The sequence below is a fragment of the Tenacibaculum sp. SSH1-16 genome, from assembly GCF_040104435.1.
In the GTDB taxonomy this organism is placed as follows: domain Bacteria; phylum Bacteroidota; class Bacteroidia; order Flavobacteriales; family Flavobacteriaceae; genus Polaribacter; species Polaribacter mesophilus.
This window is the reverse complement of record NZ_JBECOV010000007.1, coordinates 1-19,012: the sequence shown is the minus strand read 5'-3', so window position 1 is coordinate 19,012 and position 19,012 is coordinate 1. Positions and strand designations below refer to the sequence as shown.

Sequence of the window (19,012 nt, the reverse complement as noted above, 5' to 3'; positions counted from 1 at the left end):
CGAATGAAAAATTAGTTCCAGCCTCCTCCTAAGGCTTTATATACTTTTACATTTGCTAATAATTGATCTCTTTTCGTCTCTATGATTTCAATTTTAGACTCTAATGCTTCTCTTTGTGTTAGCAACACTTCTGTATATTCTGCTCTTGCTGATTTAAACAAACGAATTGAAAGATCTATAGATTCATTTAACGCTTCTACTTGTTGCTTTTTTAAATCGTAACTATTTTTCAAGTTGTCAATTTTTGAAAGCTCATTGGCTACTTCTAAATACGCATTTAAAATAGCTCTTTCGTATTCATAAACAGCTTGTAATTGTTTATTATTAGCAGTTTTATAAGCTGCTTTTATTGCATTTCTATTGATTAAAGGCCCTACAATATCTCCTGCTAAAGAATAGACTAACGATTCTGGTGTTGATGTTAAAAACTTAGGTTTAAATGCTTGTAACCCCACTCCTGCTTTAATTCCTATTGATGGATAAAAATTAGCTCGTGCTATTTTGGTATTCAATTTAGCTGCTGCTAACTCGTATTCAGCTCTCCTTAAATCGGGTCTGTTTTGTAACAGTTGTGATGGAATTCCTGCTTTTACTCCTTCAATAGGTTTGTCTATAAAATTATCTGAGTTTCTTTCTATAGGTTGTGGGTACCTTCCTACTAAAAAGTTAATTTTATTTTCGGTTTCTACAATCTCTTGTTGAAGTTCGTATAGGTGACTTTGGTTTTTAAGTACACTCGCTTCAAACCTACGTACTGCTAATTCTGTTGTTCTTGCGGCTTGCTTTTGAAGCTTTACCATTTGCAATGCATTTTTTTGAATCTCTAAGTTTTGTGAAACCATAGATAATTCATTATCTAATGCTACTAATTCGTAATATGAATTTGCAATTTCTGAAACCAAATTAGTTACCATAAAGTTTTTTCCTTCAACACTAGCTAAGTATTCTAATACTGCTGCTTTCTTCTCATTTCGTAACTTCTTCCATACATCTAGCTCCCAAGAAGCTGAAAGTCCTATTGAAAAATCAGTTAATGGTTCAGGAAATTTTTCACCTTCGCGGATATCTAAATTTTCTTCTACAGCACCATTTCTAGTATACTTCCCAACCTTTTCTAATTCAGCTCCTGCATACATATTTACAAACGGTAAATACTCACCTTTTTTTGCTTTGATGTTATTTTTTGAAATAGCTACTTGTTGTAACATTATGTTCAACTCTTGGTTCTTTGATAAAGCTGTATCTATCAGAGAAATTAAATGTGAATCTGAAAAAAAGTCACGCCATTGAATAGTAGCTGTACTTAATGAGTCTGCTGGTTGATTCTTAAAATTCTCTGGTACTGCTTTGTTCTCCTCTCTTAATACTTGATTTGGCACGCAAGAGCACAAAATTAAGAGGACAAGCACACTTAAAAAGTGTGCTTTTTTTATTACAAATGAACTTCTTCGTTTAGTTTTCATTGTTTTCTCTTTTAATTATTTTCTTTAGAAGTTTTTTAAGCTCTGTTATTTTAACTTTTGTTTTACTTCCTTCAACTTCATTTATTCTTATAAATTCTTCAGAAACTGGTTCATTAGCTTCGTCTTTAATTAAGCTTCTTCCATCACTCATTTTAGCAAATATGTAATAGAGACCTGGTATAATTAAAACTCCGAAAATGGTTCCTATTAACATTCCTCCTAAAGCTGACCCACCAATAGTTCTGTTTCCAATAGCTCCTGCTCCGTGAGCTATAACTAACGGTATTAATCCTGCTATAAATGCAAATGAAGTCATTAAAATTGGCCTGAATCGTTCTTTAGCTCCTTCAATAGCTGCTTCAAAAATTGTAGCTCCCTGGCTTCGTTTTAGTACTGCAAATTCTACAATTAACACTGCATTTTTACCTAATAAACCAACCAGCATTATTATTCCGATTTGTGCATATACATCATTCGCTAGGCCCATTAGTTTTAAGAGTGTGAATGACCCGTACACTCCTACTGGAAGTGAGAAAATCACTGCTAATGGCAGTATAAAACTTTCGTATTGTGCTGCTAACACAAAGTATACAAAAGCTAATACAATGATGAAAATATACACTGATTCATTACCTCTTTGTGCTTCATCATAGGTAAGTCCTTCCCAGGCAACATCATACCCTCTTGGTAATTCTTTTGCTGCTACTTCTTTAATTGCGTTAATAGCATCTCCACTTGTGTATCCTGATGCTGGTAACCCTCTAATAGCTGCTGAATTATATAAATTGTATCGTGTTATCTCATTAGGTCCTAGTTTTTTTTCTAAACTCATGAACGCTGAATAGGGCACCATTTTTCCTTCCTCATTTTTAACATATAGCTTTTCTAAATCTGAAGGGATTCTCCTGTATTCTGGCGCTGCTTGTGTATACACTTTAAAAAATCTACCAAAACGAATAAAACCTTGTTCATAGGTACTACCTATTAAAATGTTTAGGTTTTCCATGGCTTTACCAATGGTTACTCCTTTTTGCATCGCTTTTTTATTGTCGATTTTTAATTCGTACTGCGGATAGTTTGCAGAATAAAAAGTAAATAAACCTGTAAGCTCTTTTCGTTTTGATAACGATTCCATGAATTTGTTATTGATACGTTCAAACTCGTGGTAGTCTGTTGAGTTTGTTTTATCTAATAAACGCATTGAGAATCCTCCTGAAGATCCAAAACCTGGTACTGCTGGTGGTTCAAAATATTCTATAACCGCCCCTAAGTCTTTGGTTTCTTCTTCTAATTCTTCTATGATTTCGTGAACTGAATGATGACGTTCTGACCATGGTTTTAAGTTAATTAAACAGGTACCTGCATTGGATCCTCTACCTTCGGTCATAATTTCATATCCTGCTAAAGATGAAACGGATTCTACTCCTTCGGTTTCTTCACAAATCTGTTGTAGTTTTCTTGCTACTTCATTTGTACGTTCTAAGGTAGCACCTGGTGGTGTTTGAATAATAGCATAGATCATTCCTTGATCTTCACTAGGGATAAAACCTGCTGGTAATGTTTTATTGGTAATAAATATTCCTGCACAGAAAGCTAGTAATACTCCAAAGGTTAACATTCTTCGTGCTACGATTCTGTTTAACACTTTTACATATTTTCCTGTAAGCTTTTCAAATCCTTTGTTAAACCAATCAATAAATTTATCTATTATTGATTTTTTTCTTTCTTTTCCGTGGTTATTCTTCAACATCATTGCACACAATACTGGTGTTAATGTTAATGCTACCACTGCTGAAATAATGATGGAACCCGCCATTGTTATAGAGAACTGTCTGTAAAAAACTCCTACGGGTCCTGTCATAAATGAAATTGGTACAAATACAGAAACCATAACCAATGTAATTGCTAAAATAGCTCCTCCTATTTCTCCTAATGCTGCTTTGGATGCTTGATAAGGTGTTAGATGTTCTTTCTCCATTTTTAAATGGACTGCTTCTACAACTACAATAGCATCATCTACCACAATACCAATGGCTAATACTAATGCAAACAAGGTAATTAAGTTTATTGAAAGCCCAAAAAGTTGCATTACAAAGAACGCTCCAATCAAAGATACTGGTACTGCTATAATTGGAATTAAGGTTGATCGTAAATCTCCTAAAAAGAGAAACACCACAATTGCCACTAAAATAAAGGCATCTCTAAGTGTATGTATTACTTGTTCTATTGAGGCATCTAAAAAGTTAGAAACGTCATAACTAATTTTAAAATCAATCCCTGGTGGTAGATCTTCTTTTAATTCTTTTAGTTTTTCTTTTACCGATGCTATTACATCACTACCATTACTTCCAAAAGTTTGTTTTAAAACAATAGATGCTGATGGATGCCCATCTAAGTTTGAGTAAATATCGAAGAATTCACTCCCTAATTTTACTTCGGCAACATCTTTTAACTTTAAAATTTCTCCTTCTTCATTTGCTCGAATAATAATGTCTTTGTACTGATCTGGTTCGTTATACCTATTTTGATAGGTAAGTACGTATTCTAGTGATTGTGATTTGATTCCTGAACTTCTTCCTAATCTTCCGGGTCTTGCCAAAATACTTTGGTCTTCCATCGCTTCTAAAATTTCTTCTGCAGAAATATTATAGGCTCTCATTCGGTCGGGTTTTAACCAAACTCTCATCGCATATTTTCTACTTCCTAAAATTTTAGCACTAGCGATACCGTTGATTCGTTGAATTTCTGGTATCATTTTGGTATATGCATAGTTGTATAGGAACTTTTCATCGTTATTTTTTTCTTTACTAAAAAGGTTCACATACATTAACATACTTGGTTGTACTGGAGTAATAATTACTCCTTCTCGCTGTACTAATTCAGGTAATAAAGGCATTACTTGATCTACCCTTGTTTTTACCCTTACTACTGCTTGGTTGGGATCTGTACCGGGTTCAAAAATTACACGTAAGGTTCCTTCTCCTGCACTTGTAGCATCAGAAGCGATATAACGCATTCCTTGTACTCCATTGATTGCTGTTTCTAGAGGAATTAGTGTTGAGTTTACCAATACATCTGCACTTGAACCTGGGTATGCTATAAATATGTTTACCGTTGTTGGTGCAATTTGTGGAAACTGTGATATTGGGAGTTGTTTTATTGATAACAACCCCGTAAAAACAACTATTATCGAAATAACAATTGCTAGTACTGGTCTTTTTATAAATTGACTAAACATGTTTTGTTGAATTTTAGTTTTTGATTACTCTGCATATAAGTCTAAACTAGACATTACAGCATTTGGCTCTTTAAACTCAACATGTATCTTTTGTTGATCTTTTACCATACGGATTCCTTCTAACAATATTTTATCGTTTTCTGTAAGTCCTTTTTCTACTATAAATAAGTGTGGTAATTCTGCTTCTACAGTAATTTCTCGTTGTTTTACTGTATTGTTTTTATCTACTACAAAAACATATTTTTTATCTAATACTTCAAAAGTGGCTTTTTGTGGAATTATTAAGGCTCCTTCGTATGGAACTTCCATTAAAATACTTCCTGTTTCTCCGTGTCTTAAAATTCCATCTGGATTTGGGAAAGTTGCTCTAAAGGCAATGTTTCCTGTTTCATTGTTAAACTCTCCTTCAATCGTTTCTACTATTCCTTTTTGATTGAATGGTTTGTTATTTGCCATTAAAAGTGTTACTTCTTTTTTCTTGTCTTTATCTTGACTCATTATATAGTCTAGATATTCTGTTTCTGGCACATTAAAATATACCCACATTTTACTGTTGTCTGATAGTGTTGTTAGGAGTTCTCCTTCATCTAACAAACTTCCTTTTCTAACGTGTAGGTGATCCATTATACCATTAAACGGAGCCTTAATACTTGTAAAACCCAAGTGTGTTTGGGCTAGCATTACTTCAGCTTTTGCTTTTTCGTAATTTGCTTTTGCTAAGGCTAATTCGTTTTTAGAAACTACGTTTCCTTCTGCTAATAATTCCGTGTTTTTATATTCAATTTCAGCAGCTTTTGCTTCTGCTTTTGCTTTTTGTAAATCTGCCTTATAAACATTTGCTGATATTTGAAACATGTTTTGTCCTTTTTTTACATGCTGTCCTTCATCAACAAATACTTTCTTTAAATATCCTTTTTCAAGCGCCCTCAATTCTATGTGCTGAATGGCATGTATTTGACTTACATAATCTTTGGTTATTGATGTATCTTTTTTAATGGGATTGGTTACAAGGAACTTTGTTTCTGGGTGTTTAGATTCCTTTTTTGATTCGCAGCTAATGTTAATTAATAGCGCAAATAGACTCATGAAAATGAAGTTTTTTTTCATTTTTTGTATGTATTTGTAAAGTTAGAGTGAGTGTGTAACCATTGAATACCAATGGTTATTCTAAAAATTTAATTAAATTTTTATGTGGGGTATATAAAGTAAGCTAAATAAAAGCTTTAGGTTTACTTTACCGAAGAGGGTATCAAATTATAAAAACTTGAAATTTAATATGCAATTTTAAAATAGCACTATAAGTGTACTCTTTAAAGCGTTGTGCTTTTTCTTTTACTACACAAAACTGGCACTCAAAAAACTGCGCATGTAAAATGGCTGATAAGTAACTTCCGAATTTTGACAAACTTTCATCTACTTCATTTTCGTCTTGGGTTTTGTCTTCAATTTCACTGATTTCGAAATAACTCTCCCTTTCAGAATCTTGATATTTTTCGCTAAAAACGTAATTACTGATGTGTTGAGTAATAAATTGTGGCTCTTCTTTTACGTTTACAGATTTAAAAGTAGCCACTGAGGTAGTTGTATCAAAAGTCTTTTGGTCTGCATATGATGTAGACCATCCTTTTAATAAAAGTATTAATAAAAATAGATATTTATTAAATGTATTACTCATTTCAATCGGCAAAATTATAGATATATATTCATTTAACAAATAATTCGTATTGTAAAATATTTATAAAACAAAAAAACTCGCCGATTGGCGAGTTTTAATAGTATGTTTTTTAGGATATAAAGCTATTCTTTATAAACTCCCATATTTTCGTATTTCTCCATACGCTGAGCTATCAACTCTTTATCTTTAAGCTTATTAAGTTCTTCGTACGCTTTTATAATTTGCTCTTTAACAGCTTTAAAAGTTCCTTCACGGTCAGAGTGTGCACCTCCTAAAGGTTCTTTTATGATATCATCAACTATTTTTAGTTTCATACCATCTTCTGCCGTTAATTTTAATGCTTCTGCTGCTTTTTCTTTTTCTGACCAACTACGCCATAAAATAGAAGAACAGTTTTCAGGTGAGATAACTGAATACCAAGAGTTTTCTAACATATACACTCTATCTCCTACTCCTATTCCTAAAGCTCCCCCTGAAGCTCCTTCTCCAATAATTATGGTAATAATTGGAGTTTTTAAGCGAGTCATTTCAAAGATATTACGAGCAATTGCTTCTCCTTGTCCACGTTCTTCAGCTTCTAATCCTGGGTAAGCACCTGGAGTATCTACTAAAGTTACTACTGGTATTCCAAATTTTTCAGCCATGCGCATTAAACGTAATGCTTTACGGTATCCTTCTGGGTTTGCCATACCAAAGTTACGATATTGACGTGTTTTGGTATTGTATCCCTTTTGCTGACCTATGAACATAAAAGATTGGTCTCCAATCTTACCTAGTCCACCAATCATAGCTTTATCATCTTTTACACTACGGTCACCGTGTAATTCCATAAATGTATCTCCACAAAGTGCTTTGATATAGTCTAAGGTATAAGGGCGATTTGGATGACGAGATAACTGTACGCGTTGCCATGCCGTTAAATTCTTATATATATCTTTCTTAGCTTTTTCTAATTTTTTTTCAATCTTCTGACATGTAGCTGTAACGTCTACATCACTTTCTTTTCCTATATCAAAACATTTTGCCAACTGATCTTCTAGCTCTTTTATTGGCATTTCAAAATCTAAATATTCCATTGTATTCTTGTATATAGTTTGATTTTCTAATTTACTAGTTAGTTGTTTGTAAAGGCAAACATACTAAAAAATTGTACAGTTTACCTTCATCACTTTTCTTAAAATATTATTTTTTTATAATTTTCTTTTTTATGGAAGAAACATTTTTGAGTACTCCATTTAATAATACTACTATTAAAACAATACAAGCCCCGTAATAAAACTCTGGATTCATTTGTTCTTTTTCTCCAAATATTAATAATGCTAAAATAATAGCGTATATAGGTTCTAAATTAATCGTGAGCATTACTGTATAAGGTGTTAAATACCTCATTACTTGCACTGAAGCTATAAAAGCATAGGCTGTACAAATACTACTTAAAATGAATAAATATATCCAGTCACTTGTTTGTAATTGAAAAAACTCTATTGAAAATTTTTGTGTAAATAATAAATATATAGTTACTCCTAAAACTCCAAATAATAACTGATAAAATGAAATAGTATTTGCTTCGTGTTTTTTTATAAACAAACCGTTTAGTACTGAAAATAATGCGGAAAGAAATGCTGAAATTAATGCATAAATAATACCTAGTGTATACTGACTTTCAAAATTAAAAATAATGTACAATCCCATTATTACTAACAAGCCTAATACTATTTCTATTGTTTTTATTCTTCTTTTAAAAAAGAAAGGTTCTATAAATGAGGCAAAAAAAGCTCCAGTACTCATCATTACTAAAGCTACAGATACATTTGATACTTTTATTGCTTTGAAAAATGTTATCCAGTGTACTGCTATAATTACTCCTGAAATGGCAAACTTAATTAATGCTTTTTTTTCTACTTTAAATGACTTCTTCCTTATTAAAAAATATAAAGCAATAAAACCTACTGCTAACAACATTCTAAACCAAACTAAAGGTACTGCATCAATTGATATTAATGCGCCTAAAATAGCTGTAAACCCCCAAATAAATACGATTAAATGTAAGAGTAAGTAATTCTTTAATTTATCTCCTTGCATTGAAATATAAATAAACAGCGTATAAACCAAATACCACATTAGGTCCCCAAACATTTAACAATGCATTTGCTCCTGCTACAGCTCCTAATACTTCTGCTACTTTTAAAAAGAATACATAAATAAACATAACGCTTATACCTATTGCCAAATTAACTCCTATGCCTCCTCTAGTTTTCCTATGTGCTAGTCCTACCGCAATTAACGTTAATATGTAGCTCGCAATTGGTAAACTTGTTCTCTTATATAATTCTACTAAATAAGCATTTAAGTTTTTTATTCCTCTTTTTCTAGACACTTCAATAAACTTAATCAACTCTGGTGAGTTCATTTCTTGTGCCATTATATTTTTATAATTAAAATCTTCTGGTGTAAATGTAAATGTAGTATCTAAACTTTTCCCCGAAAAGATACTATCTCTTTCTTTAAAAATTTTTCGTTCTTTCCAGTTATATAATTTAAACGTACTATCTTTTTCCTTCCAATTAATATTATCAGCTATAAGTTTCTTTTTTAATTTAATACCGTCATATAAATCTATTGAAAAATTATAGCCTGAATTTCTTTTTAAATCAAAACTTTGAATGTATACATAAGTACTATCATTCAATTGTAAGCTAAACTCTCGGATGGAATTATCTGCATACTTTTTTTTCTTTAAATACTTCTTTTCAAAAGCTTTTCGTGTTTTACTACTTGAGGGTACAAAAAAATGGTTCATTGAGAGTGCTATTGCACAAACTATAGTTGCTCCTATAAAATATGGAAATAAAAAACGTGTGAATGATACTTGTGAGCTATTGATTGCTACAATTTCTGTGTTACTTGCCAGCTTAGAAGTAAATAGTATAACTGCTATAAACAATGCTAATGGCATAAATGTATTAGCATAGTAAATAATAAAGTTTTTATAGTAATCGTTAACTATTTCAAACAATGTTAAATTTTCTTCTCGTAAAAACTTATCAACTTTTTCTGCAATATCAATAGCTACCGCAATAGGTATTAAAATAAGTAATGTAAACAGAAAAGTTACTAAGTAACGTTTTAATATGTACCAATCTAGTATTTTCAAATTACAAACGTTTATCCATTTGTTTTACCATTTTGTCTTTCCATTCAGTAAAATCTCCTGCTATTATGTGTTTACGTGCTTCACGAACTAACCATAAATAAAACCCTAGGTTATGAATAGAAGCTATCTGCTTTCCTAACATTTCTCTTGCAGCAAATAAGTGACGTAAATAGGCTTTAGAATACATGGTATCTACCCAAGTAATGCCCATTTCATCAATTGGAGAAAAATCGTTTTCCCACTTTTTATTTTTAATATTTATGCTACCGTGTGCTGTAAATAACATTCCGTTACGTGCATTACGAGTTGGCATTACGCAATCGAACATATCAACTCCTAACGCTATGTTTTCTAAAATATTAATTGGTGTACCAACTCCCATTAAATAACGTGGTTTGTCTTCTGGTAAAATTTCAGTAACCACTTCTGTCATTGCATACATTTCTTCAGCAGGTTCTCCTACTGATAATCCTCCTATCGCATTTCCTTCTGCTCCTGAGTTTGCTATATACTCTGCTGATTGCTTACGTAAATCTTTGTATGTACTTCCTTGTACAATTGGAAATAAAGACTGACTATATCCATATTTTGGAGGCGTGTTATCAAAGTGTTTTATACAACGATCTAACCAACGGTGAGTCATGTGCATAGATCGTTTTGCATAGTTATAATCACAAGGGTATGGCGTACACTCATCAAAAGCCATAATTATATCTGCTCCAATGGTACGCTGTGTTTCCATTACATTTTCTGGTGTAAAAAAATGTGTAGAGCCGTCAATATGACTTTTAAACTTTACTCCTTCTTCATTTATCTTCCTTCTTCCTGACAAAGAGTATACTTGATATCCTCCACTATCAGTTAAAATATTACGATCCCAATTCATGAACTTATGTAAGCCTCCTGCAGCTTCTAAAGTTTCTAATTTTGGACGTAAGTATAAATGATATGTATTTCCTAAAATAATATCAGGATTGATTTCGTCTTTTAATTCTGATTGATGTACTCCTTTAACCGTAGCTACTGTACCTACAGGCATGAATATTGGAGTTTCTATAGTTCCATGATCAGTAGTAATAACGCCTGCGCGTGCTTTACTTTTTGGATCGGTTATTTTTAAGTCAAATTGCATAAGTGGCAAAGATACACATGTAAGTTGAATGTTTAAAAGTAGATAGTTAAAAGTTTCTTATTACTAATTTTTAACTTTTTCTTCTTCTTCCAAACTTGGATTTAAAACTTGCTTCCTTCTTTGGTTGTTTGTTATTTTGAGGAGAGGCTTTTTGATTCTTTTTTTCTGCTTCTTCGTATGTTTTTGACGAACCTGCTACGAGTTTATTAATTTCATCCATTTCTTTAGATGATAATTCACGCCACTCTCCTACTTTTAAACTTCCTAAAGTTACGTTCATAATACGTGTGCGTTTTAATTTCTTTACATCATATCCTAAGTATTCACACATACGTCTTATTTGACGATTTAAGCCTTGTATTAAAATTATTTTAAATGTGGTATCATTTATACGTTCTACCTTGCATTTCTTTGTTACAGTTCCTAAAATAGGAATTCCATTACTCATTCTTTTTATAAAGCGCTCATCAAAAGGTTTATTAACCGTAACAATGTATTCTTTTTCGTGGTTATTCCCTGCTCGTAATATTTTGTTTACAATATCTCCATCATTGGTTAAAAAAATTAATCCTTCTGAAGGTTTATCTAAGCGACCAATAGGAAATAGTCGTTGTGGATGCCCCACAAATTTCACGATATTTTTACGTTCTTTACTATCAGTAGTACAAACAATGCCTTTAGGTTTGTTTAATGCTATATGTATCGTTTTGGGTTTTGCTTTTAATGGTTTTCCATCAATTTTTACCACATCTCCTTCATGAACTCTGTTTCCTAACTGGGTAGGGTTTCCATTTATGGTAACTCTTCCTTCCGTAATAAAGCGTTCTGCTTCACGACGTGAACAAATACCTGTACTACTAATGTACTTGTTAAGATTTATTGATGTATCGTTATTATTGTTTTCCATGTAATCAAAAAAAAGACAGTCTCAAAAGTACTAAATATTGTCATTTCACGAATTAAGAGAATCAGATTTCTCGACTTCGCTCGAAATGACATACTTTCGAGACTGTCTTGTATGTTTTAGATTTTATCTTTTAAAACATGATCATTTTTTGTGTACAACGTGCTAAACTTGGCCTTCTTTCATAATCAAACCCAAGTGTAATCATGTGTGTTCCGTAATTATAATCTTGTGTTTTATTCATATTGATACTAAAACCATACGACATGTAAAGATTATTTTTCTTTAAACCAAGTAATGGTGCAATAGCATTTGGTTGAAAAAACTGGTCATTTAAGAACGTATAACTTAAACCAGCCCAAACATATCCATCTCTAATTCCTCTTCTTGCTTTAATATTCATATCTGTTCTAGAGCGTTTATCGGCTTCTCTATACTCTACTAGCATTGATGGCTCTAACTCAAAGTTTCTGCTTAATTTCGTAAAGGTGTAAGATGTAAAAAGCACATACTTTCTTAGTACTTCTGGTTCACCGGTTTGAAAATCCTCTATCTCTTTATTTAAGATGTTCATAATGTTTGCACTAATACTAAATCGTTCGTAACGATATAACAAACCTACATCAAAGTTTGAATTGTTTAAAGTTCTGTTTGATACTGTTTGTCCTGAGTTATTTTCTGATGTATCAATACCAAATTGCGTAAAGCTATAACTTAAAGCAAACGATAGAAAACTATCATGAAAGTCACTTAATGTTAAGTGACTTGCAAATGACAATTTTGCTCCTTTTTGAGTGGTATACCCGTTTTTATCATTAAATAACGTGATTCCTCCTCCAAAAGTATCTGCGATACGTGCTTCAACTGTTAATGATTGTGTATCGGGTGCGTCTTTAACTCCAATCCACTGGCTTACTCCATTTAATCTAACCTGTAAACCTGTTCCTATACCTGCATAGGTTGGGGAAATTAAAAATGGATTGTCTGCCAAATGACTTACATATTGGGGTAATTCTACTTCTTGTGCAGCAAGTTTTACACTACTAAATACTACACTTAAAATTATTACTATTTTTCTCATTTCTTTTTATCTATATAGTGTAAAGTGTCCCATTATTTTCTTCTCTTGACCTGATAACTCTTTAAAGTAAATAGTATACCAATAATCTCCTGATGGTAATGGTGTACCTTCATAAGTACCATCCCATCCTTCTACAGAACCTTTAAACTCGGCAATGTTACGTGCATATCTGTCGTAAATAAACACTTGAATATCATGATATTCTTCTACTTCACGAGGGTACCAATAATCATTTGTTCCATCTCCGTCTGGAGTAAATAAGTTTGGAACGAAAATAGTAATATACTCTCCTCTTATAGTTACTGTTTCCTCACAGCCTCTAGCATCTCTTACCGTAATAGTGTAATCTTTTGTTTGTAAGATTAAGAACTCATTATCTGATCCAAAATCACCTCCATCTACACTATACTCATAAGGTGGTAATCCAAAATCTGCATTGGCTATTAAAGTATTCTTAACCGAATCATCAATATCTAAGGTTAATGCTTGAATATCTTCAATACTAATTGGACTACTAGTAGAACTTTCAGAACATGAAGTTATTGTATGTGTTGCTGTAACATAGTATCCTGTTCCTGCTGGTACATCAATAAATTCTCCTGTATTATTTGTTACTACAGGGTTTCCTATTCCGTCATATAATGTGTAAGACATATTAGCTCTATATGCTTCATCAACTATTGCTTTAATAATATTTCCTACCTCACAGGTATATGCAAAATCAACTGTTAATTGTAAATCTACTGGTTCAGCCGTAGTTACTCTAATTGGGTCTGCAACATTACAACCTGCTTCATCTCTTACTGTAATGTAGTAAGACGTACCTGCTTGGATGTTTTCTGCTGCTCCTAACACAATTGTATTCGTTGTATATGGTGTAGGTTGTTCTATATTATTAATACTTACGTAGTAAGGTTGTGTTCCTCCTTGTACATCTAACTCTATTGTTGGAGTTGCATTATTAATACAAGTTTGTTCTGTAACTCCTACCAATGTTGCTGTAAATTGTTGTGGTTGATCAATAACTACATCAATAGTATCAATACATCCAACCTTATCTTTAACAGTAATGGTATACGTACCTGCTGTTAAATTTCTGAACACATTATCGGTAACAAATTTATTTGTTGGGTCTGTACTAATATTGTATTCATATCCTGTTAAGTTTCCTCCTGAGGCTAATACTGTAATAGTACCATCATTTCCTCCAAAACAACTTACATCTGTATGGTTTTCAGCAACTACTAAAGGTTCTGGTTCTACAATAGGATGTGGTGCAGTATCTTCTGTACATACTTCTCCAAATCTATTAGTACTTCTTACTCTAATTTTATATGTACCAACATCTAAACCTCCAAAAGTATTTGATGTTGTCCATGTTCCATCAATCGGATTATTACTACCATCTAACAGTTGGTATTCGTAATTACCGAAACCGCCTGCTACAGTTGCTGATAACACTCCATTAGCATCTCCATTACAGGTAACAAATCCTGAATCAACTACTAAAGTTGGTACTAAAGGTTCGTATGCATTGACTGTTACTACAACTGTATCTTCACAATTATTATCATCACGTACATAGAATGTTTGAGAACCTGAACTTACGCTTATAAACGTATTGTTAGGAACAAAATTCACTCCATCGTTACTATATTCATAATTGCCTGTGCCTCCTATTGCACTCACTACTACGGTTGCATAACGGTTATTACAAGTTATATCTGCAGTGATATTTGCCGAAGCTTCTACTTCTGAAGGATCAATTATATCCACCTGCTCTGTATACGTACAGCTATATTTATTATCTCTAACAGTTACTGTGTAATTAGTACCCGCTGGTAAATTGCTAAATGTATTTGATAACTGTTCTACTTGCGTTACTCCGTCAGGATAGGTTAAAATATAACTATAACTTACAGTTGCATCTTGTGTTTGACCTCCTGTTACATTAGTTACTTGAATGGTTGCCGTTCTTTCTCCTTCACATAAGTTTGGAGTAACGGTTACATCTGCTGCCATAGGTGTAGTTGGCTGTAATGTAAATGTAAATGTTTCTTCACAACCTGTAACATCTCTAACTGTTGCTGTATAATTACCTGCTATTAACCCAGTAATTCTTCTATTACTATCAAAATTTTGAATTGGTGTAGCTGGTGTTAAATCATTTACTAATTGATACTCATACGGTGCCCAACCTCCTTGAGCTTCTAACAAGATTTCTCCAGAACCAGGAAAACCACATTTAATATACGTAGGTGTACCAGTTAATGCCAAGGCAGTTGCTGGTTCTTCAATTATAAAGTTTTCACTTTGTGCTTCACAGAATGGTGTATTCGTCATACTTACAACCACATAATATTCACCTGCTACTAAATTAGTAGTAATTGTTTCTGGAGTACCTCCTGTACCATTTCCTAATGTAATAGCAGTTGGGTTACCTACTTCAAATACTTCGTAAGTATAAACATCTGTATATGGTGTAGCTGCACTAAAATCTATTGTTGCACTTCCTGTACCACCAAAACAAGCTCTTTGAACATTACTTACTAATATATCAAAGGTAGGTTCTGGTTCTACCGTGTGATATACTTCTAAAGTACATCCTGTTGCTGCATTGTATATCTCAATTGTGTAATCATCAACCGGTACGTTATTAAATACTGCTGCATCTGCATCTGATACCACATTTAATGTTCGTGTATAAGGAGTAGCTCCTGTTCCTGTTATTGTATACTGAATATTTGGTAATGCTGGCACTACTTTTACAGTGATATTCTCTCCTGTATTACAGTCTGTATTTTTTTCTACTTTGATATCTGCTCCTGTCATTGGAGTAAATGGAGCTATCCTTACTACTCTAGATACAAAACAATCTGTATTTTCATCATATACTTTTACTGTATAATCTCCTCCAGCTAAATTAGTTGATATATATGTAAAGTTACTATCGTCTTGTAATACATCACCTGTTGCATTATCTTCAAACACAACTCGAACATAGTTTCCTGTTCCTCCTATAATCGCTGCCTTATCAACTGTAATTATAGCATTGTTTGTTGTATTAGTTCCTGCCGTACAAGCAAACTGTGTTACAGTAATGGCGTTTGAAATATCAATAATATCATTTTGATTAATACTTACAGTTACATCTGTTGTACATCCATTTACTCCGGTAGCTGTAACTATATAGTCATCTTCTGGTAAGTTCGCAAATACCGTATCACTTCCTGTTAAAACAGCATTATATGTTCCTGATACATTATTAATCTCATAACTTAATGGTAAAATACCATTATCTACTGGTGAAACTGTAACTTCTCCTGTTGATGTTCCGAAACAAATATCTGTTACTGTAGCTACTGCCGTGAAATTAGGAGTTTCAGCATCTTGAATTTCAATAGTTTTAGCTACTGAACATTCTGGTGTTGCTCCTGTATCATAAACTGTTACGGTATATACTCCTGCTACCGTAGGATTCAGCGTTAATGTTGTACCTGCTAAATTCGTTCTTCCTACTGCTATACTTGGTCCTGCAACTTCATAAGCATAACTACTAGATCCTGAAGTTACTTCTAATGCTACAGTTGCTGCCATTGGTGCATTACATGTTAACTTCTTAGTCTCTGTTAATGTAAATACTAAATCTGGTGTTATTGTAACATCCGTTGGGGTACCTTCTGTACATCCATTTGAATCTACAACATTTACTGTATAAGCATCTGCTGCTAAATTGGTAAATGTATAATTTGCAGCATTCAGTATTTGCGTTTCTACTACTCCACTTCCGTTAGATAATGTATAAGTATATGTACCTGTACCTCCTGTTGCTGTTACTGATATACTTCCTCCTATTGAAGAATCGCATGAATTGTCATTCTCAGTTACTGTAAATGTTACCGCTGCTGGATTTGCTATGACTACTTGATCAGTTGACTCACAATATAATCCGACAGCACCATTTTTATCTCGTACTACTACTCTATAATCTCCTGCTGGTAAGTTCGTAAAGATATTGTTTGAACTAAACGTGTTACCTGCATAAGCAACTCCTGGGGTAGCTGTTTCTTCTAATTGGTACACATAATCTCCCCAACCTCCTGATCCAGTGGCTGTAATAGTAGCATCTGAACCATTGTAACAGCTTACTACTGGATTGGTAACTCCTGTTACTGATAACGAATCTGCTGGCTCTGCAATGGTAAAGTTTGCACTTTGTGCTTCACAGAATGGACTGTTAGTTCCCATATCTATTCGTACATAGTACTCTCCTGCTACCAATCCTGTGATTGTTTCTGGTGTACCTGCTGTTCCTGTTCCTGTTACTGCCGTTGCTGTACCTGTAGTAGCATCGTAAACAATATAACTATAACCACTTGTGTATGGTGGTGTACTTGGTACAAAACTTAAGACAGCACTTCCATTATTATCTCCTTTACAATCTACATCATCTACATTGGTAATTAAAATATCAAAGGTAGGTTCTGCTTCTACTGTGTGATACTCTGTATATATACAATTGGTATCTCTATTTTCTAACTCTACTCTATAAGTTCCTGTTGCTAATAATGTTGTAAAATCTCCATCTGTATTAGTTCTAGTTTCTAATAGAGCATTCGTATCATCATACAATCTAAATTCAAAATTTGCTAATGCTCCTCCTGTATTTATAGTATAGGTAGCCTCTATATCTTCTCCCTCATTACAATCAATAGTTCTTTGTGGACTAATTGTTACACCTGTAATTGCTACATAAGCATCAATAGTAGTGTTTTCTACTCCTGAACATCCTTTATCGTCATAAACAGTGATTGATACTGGTCCTCCTGAGGTATTCGTTGTACTAAAACTTGTACTCGAACCGTCTTGGGTTATTGGTCCGCTTCCGTCTACTGGGGTATAAACAAATACATAACGTGTATAATTTGTTGAACCTCCTACTGTTCCTGCTGGAATAGTTACCGTAGCAACATCTACAGTATTACCTGCGCTACATCCAAATTGATCTACAACTGGTGTACTCGGTACTATTGGAGCGTATTCATCTATTACAATATCTGTAACGGTGAAAGTACATCCATTCGTTCCTTCTCCTGTAACGGAGTATGTTCCTGGTGGTAAATCTGTTATTACATTTCCTGTAATCGTTCCTGCTGCAGGAATTATACTATAATTTAATGGTAAAATTCCATTGTCTACTGCCGTTAAAGTAATTCTACCCGAATTATCTCCTGAACATAAACTAGCCTCGGCTAATGCTGTGAAACTAGGAATTTCAGCATCTTGAATTTCAATAGTTTTAACTACTGAACATTCTGGTGTTGCTCCTGTATCGTAAACTGTTACGGTATATACTCCTGCTACCGTAGGATTTAGCGTTAATGTTGTACCTGCTAAATTCGTTCTTCCTACTGCTATACTTGGTCCTGCAACTTCATAAGCATAACTACTAGATCCTGAAGTTACTTCTAATGCTACAGTTGCTGCCATTGGTGCATTACATGTTAACTTCTTAGTCTCTGTTAATGTAAATACTAAATCTGGTGTTATTGTAACATTCGTTGGGGTACCTTCTGTACATCCATTAGAATCTACTACATTTACTGTATAAGCATCTGCTGCTAAATTGGTAAATGTATAGTTTGCAGCATTCAGTATTTGCGTTTCTACTACTCCACTTCCGTTAGATAATGTATAAGTATATGTACCTGTACCTCCTGTTGCTGTTACTGATATACTTCCTCCTACTGTGGTATCACATGAATTGTCATTCTCAGTTACTGTAAATGTTACCGCTGCTGGATTTGCTATGACTACTTGATCAGTTGACTCACAATATAATCCGACAGCACCATTTTTATCTCGTACTACTACTCTATAATCTCCTGCTGGTAAGTTCGTAAAGATATTGTTTGAACTAAACGTGTTACCTGCATAAGCAACTCCTGGGGTAGCTGTTTCTTCTAATTGGTACACATAATCTCCCCAACCTCCTGATCCGGTGGCTGTAATAGTAGCATCTGAACCATTGTAACAGCTTACTACTGGATTGGTAACTCCTGTTACTGATAACGAATCTGCTGGCTCTGCAATGGTAAAGTTTGCACTTTGTGCTTCACAGAATGGACTGTTAGTTCCCATATCTATTCGTACATAGTACTCTCCTGCTACCAATCCTGTGATTGTTTCTGGTGTACCTGCTGTTCCTGTTCCTGTTACTGCCGTTGCTGTACCTGTGGTAGCATCGTAAACAATATAACTATAACCACTTGTGTATGGTGGTGTACTTGGTACAAAACTTAAGACAGCACTTCCATTATTATCTCCTTTACAATCTACATCATCTACATTGGTAATTAAAATAT

The 19,012-nt window shown here is 33.5% G+C and carries 11 protein-coding genes; all 11 read right to left on the bottom strand.

The window, feature by feature from the left end; all coding sequences use genetic code 11:
- Positions 1-11: 11 nt before the first annotated feature.
- The gene (locus ABMY20_RS10105; protein WP_349265212.1) at positions 12-1,463 is read right to left on the bottom strand and encodes an efflux transporter outer membrane subunit; all 1,452 of its coding nucleotides are present in this window, start codon (positions 1,461-1,463) and stop codon (positions 12-14) included.
- Positions 1,453-4,701 carry an efflux RND transporter permease subunit gene (locus ABMY20_RS10100; RefSeq protein ID WP_349265211.1) on the bottom strand — a complete coding sequence of 1,083 codons (3,249 nt, stop codon included), beginning with the start codon at positions 4,699-4,701 and terminating at the stop codon, positions 1,453-1,455. Before ABMY20_RS10100 ends, ABMY20_RS10105 begins: the two co-directional genes overlap by 11 nt.
- 24 nt (positions 4,702-4,725) lie before the next feature.
- Positions 4,726-5,808, bottom strand: coding sequence for an efflux RND transporter periplasmic adaptor subunit (locus ABMY20_RS10095; RefSeq protein WP_173360059.1), 1,083 nt, complete (start codon positions 5,806-5,808; stop codon positions 4,726-4,728).
- 142 nt (positions 5,809-5,950) lie between these two features.
- Positions 5,951-6,376, bottom strand: coding sequence for a hypothetical protein (locus ABMY20_RS10090; protein ID WP_073183066.1), 426 nt, complete (start codon positions 6,374-6,376; stop codon positions 5,951-5,953).
- A 122-nt stretch (positions 6,377-6,498) separates the two neighbouring features.
- Positions 6,499-7,452: an acetyl-CoA carboxylase carboxyltransferase subunit alpha gene (locus ABMY20_RS10085; protein ID WP_047789401.1), complete on the bottom strand. Its 954-nt coding sequence runs from the start codon at positions 7,450-7,452 to the stop codon at positions 6,499-6,501.
- Between the two features lie 106 nt (positions 7,453-7,558).
- A complete protein-coding gene (locus tag ABMY20_RS10080; protein ID WP_047789400.1) occupies positions 7,559-8,458 on the bottom strand; it encodes an EamA family transporter in 900 nt (299 codons plus the stop codon).
- The gene (locus ABMY20_RS10075) at positions 8,445-9,530 is read right to left on the bottom strand and encodes an LptF/LptG family permease (protein ID WP_047789399.1); all 1,086 of its coding nucleotides are present in this window, start codon (positions 9,528-9,530) and stop codon (positions 8,445-8,447) included. Before ABMY20_RS10075 ends, ABMY20_RS10080 begins: the two co-directional genes overlap by 14 nt.
- A gap of 1 nt (position 9,531) precedes the next feature.
- Positions 9,532-10,662 carry a tRNA guanosine(34) transglycosylase Tgt gene (gene tgt, locus ABMY20_RS10070; RefSeq protein ID WP_349265210.1) on the bottom strand — a complete coding sequence of 377 codons (1,131 nt, stop codon included), beginning with the start codon at positions 10,660-10,662 and terminating at the stop codon, positions 9,532-9,534.
- 70 nt (positions 10,663-10,732) lie between these two features.
- Positions 10,733-11,569 (bottom strand): 23S rRNA pseudouridine(2604) synthase RluF, encoded by an 837-nt coding sequence (gene rluF, locus ABMY20_RS10065; protein ID WP_167713986.1) that lies wholly within the window; start codon positions 11,567-11,569, stop codon positions 10,733-10,735.
- 130 nt (positions 11,570-11,699) lie between these two features.
- Complete coding sequence (locus ABMY20_RS10060; protein WP_073183073.1) at positions 11,700-12,647, bottom strand: type IX secretion system membrane protein PorP/SprF; 948 nt, start codon at positions 12,645-12,647, stop codon at positions 11,700-11,702.
- A 6-nt stretch (positions 12,648-12,653) separates the two neighbouring features.
- The coding region (locus ABMY20_RS10055) for a T9SS type B sorting domain-containing protein (protein ID WP_349265209.1) at positions 12,654-19,012 on the bottom strand (6,359 nt) is incomplete at its 5' end.

Excerpts from the sequence above, each read along its gene's own strand:
- ABMY20_RS10105 (WP_349265212.1), bottom strand. The coding sequence starts at position 1,463 with ATGAAAACTAAACGAAGAAGTTCATTTGTAATAAAAAAAGCACACTTT.
- ABMY20_RS10100 (WP_349265211.1), bottom strand. The coding sequence starts at position 4,701 with ATGTTTAGTCAATTTATAAAAAGACCAGTACTAGCAATTGTTATTTCG.
- ABMY20_RS10095 (WP_173360059.1), bottom strand. The coding sequence starts at position 5,808 with ATGAAAAAAAACTTCATTTTCATGAGTCTATTTGCGCTATTAATTAAC.
- ABMY20_RS10090 (WP_073183066.1), bottom strand. The coding sequence starts at position 6,376 with ATGAGTAATACATTTAATAAATATCTATTTTTATTAATACTTTTATTA.
- ABMY20_RS10085 (WP_047789401.1), bottom strand. The coding sequence starts at position 7,452 with ATGGAATATTTAGATTTTGAAATGCCAATAAAAGAGCTAGAAGATCAG.
- ABMY20_RS10080 (WP_047789400.1), bottom strand. The coding sequence starts at position 8,458 with ATGCAAGGAGATAAATTAAAGAATTACTTACTCTTACATTTAATCGTA.
- tgt (WP_349265210.1), bottom strand. The coding sequence starts at position 10,662 with ATGCAATTTGACTTAAAAATAACCGATCCAAAAAGTAAAGCACGCGCA.
- rluF (WP_167713986.1), bottom strand. The coding sequence starts at position 11,569 with ATGGAAAACAATAATAACGATACATCAATAAATCTTAACAAGTACATT.
- ABMY20_RS10060 (WP_073183073.1), bottom strand. The coding sequence starts at position 12,647 with ATGAGAAAAATAGTAATAATTTTAAGTGTAGTATTTAGTAGTGTAAAA.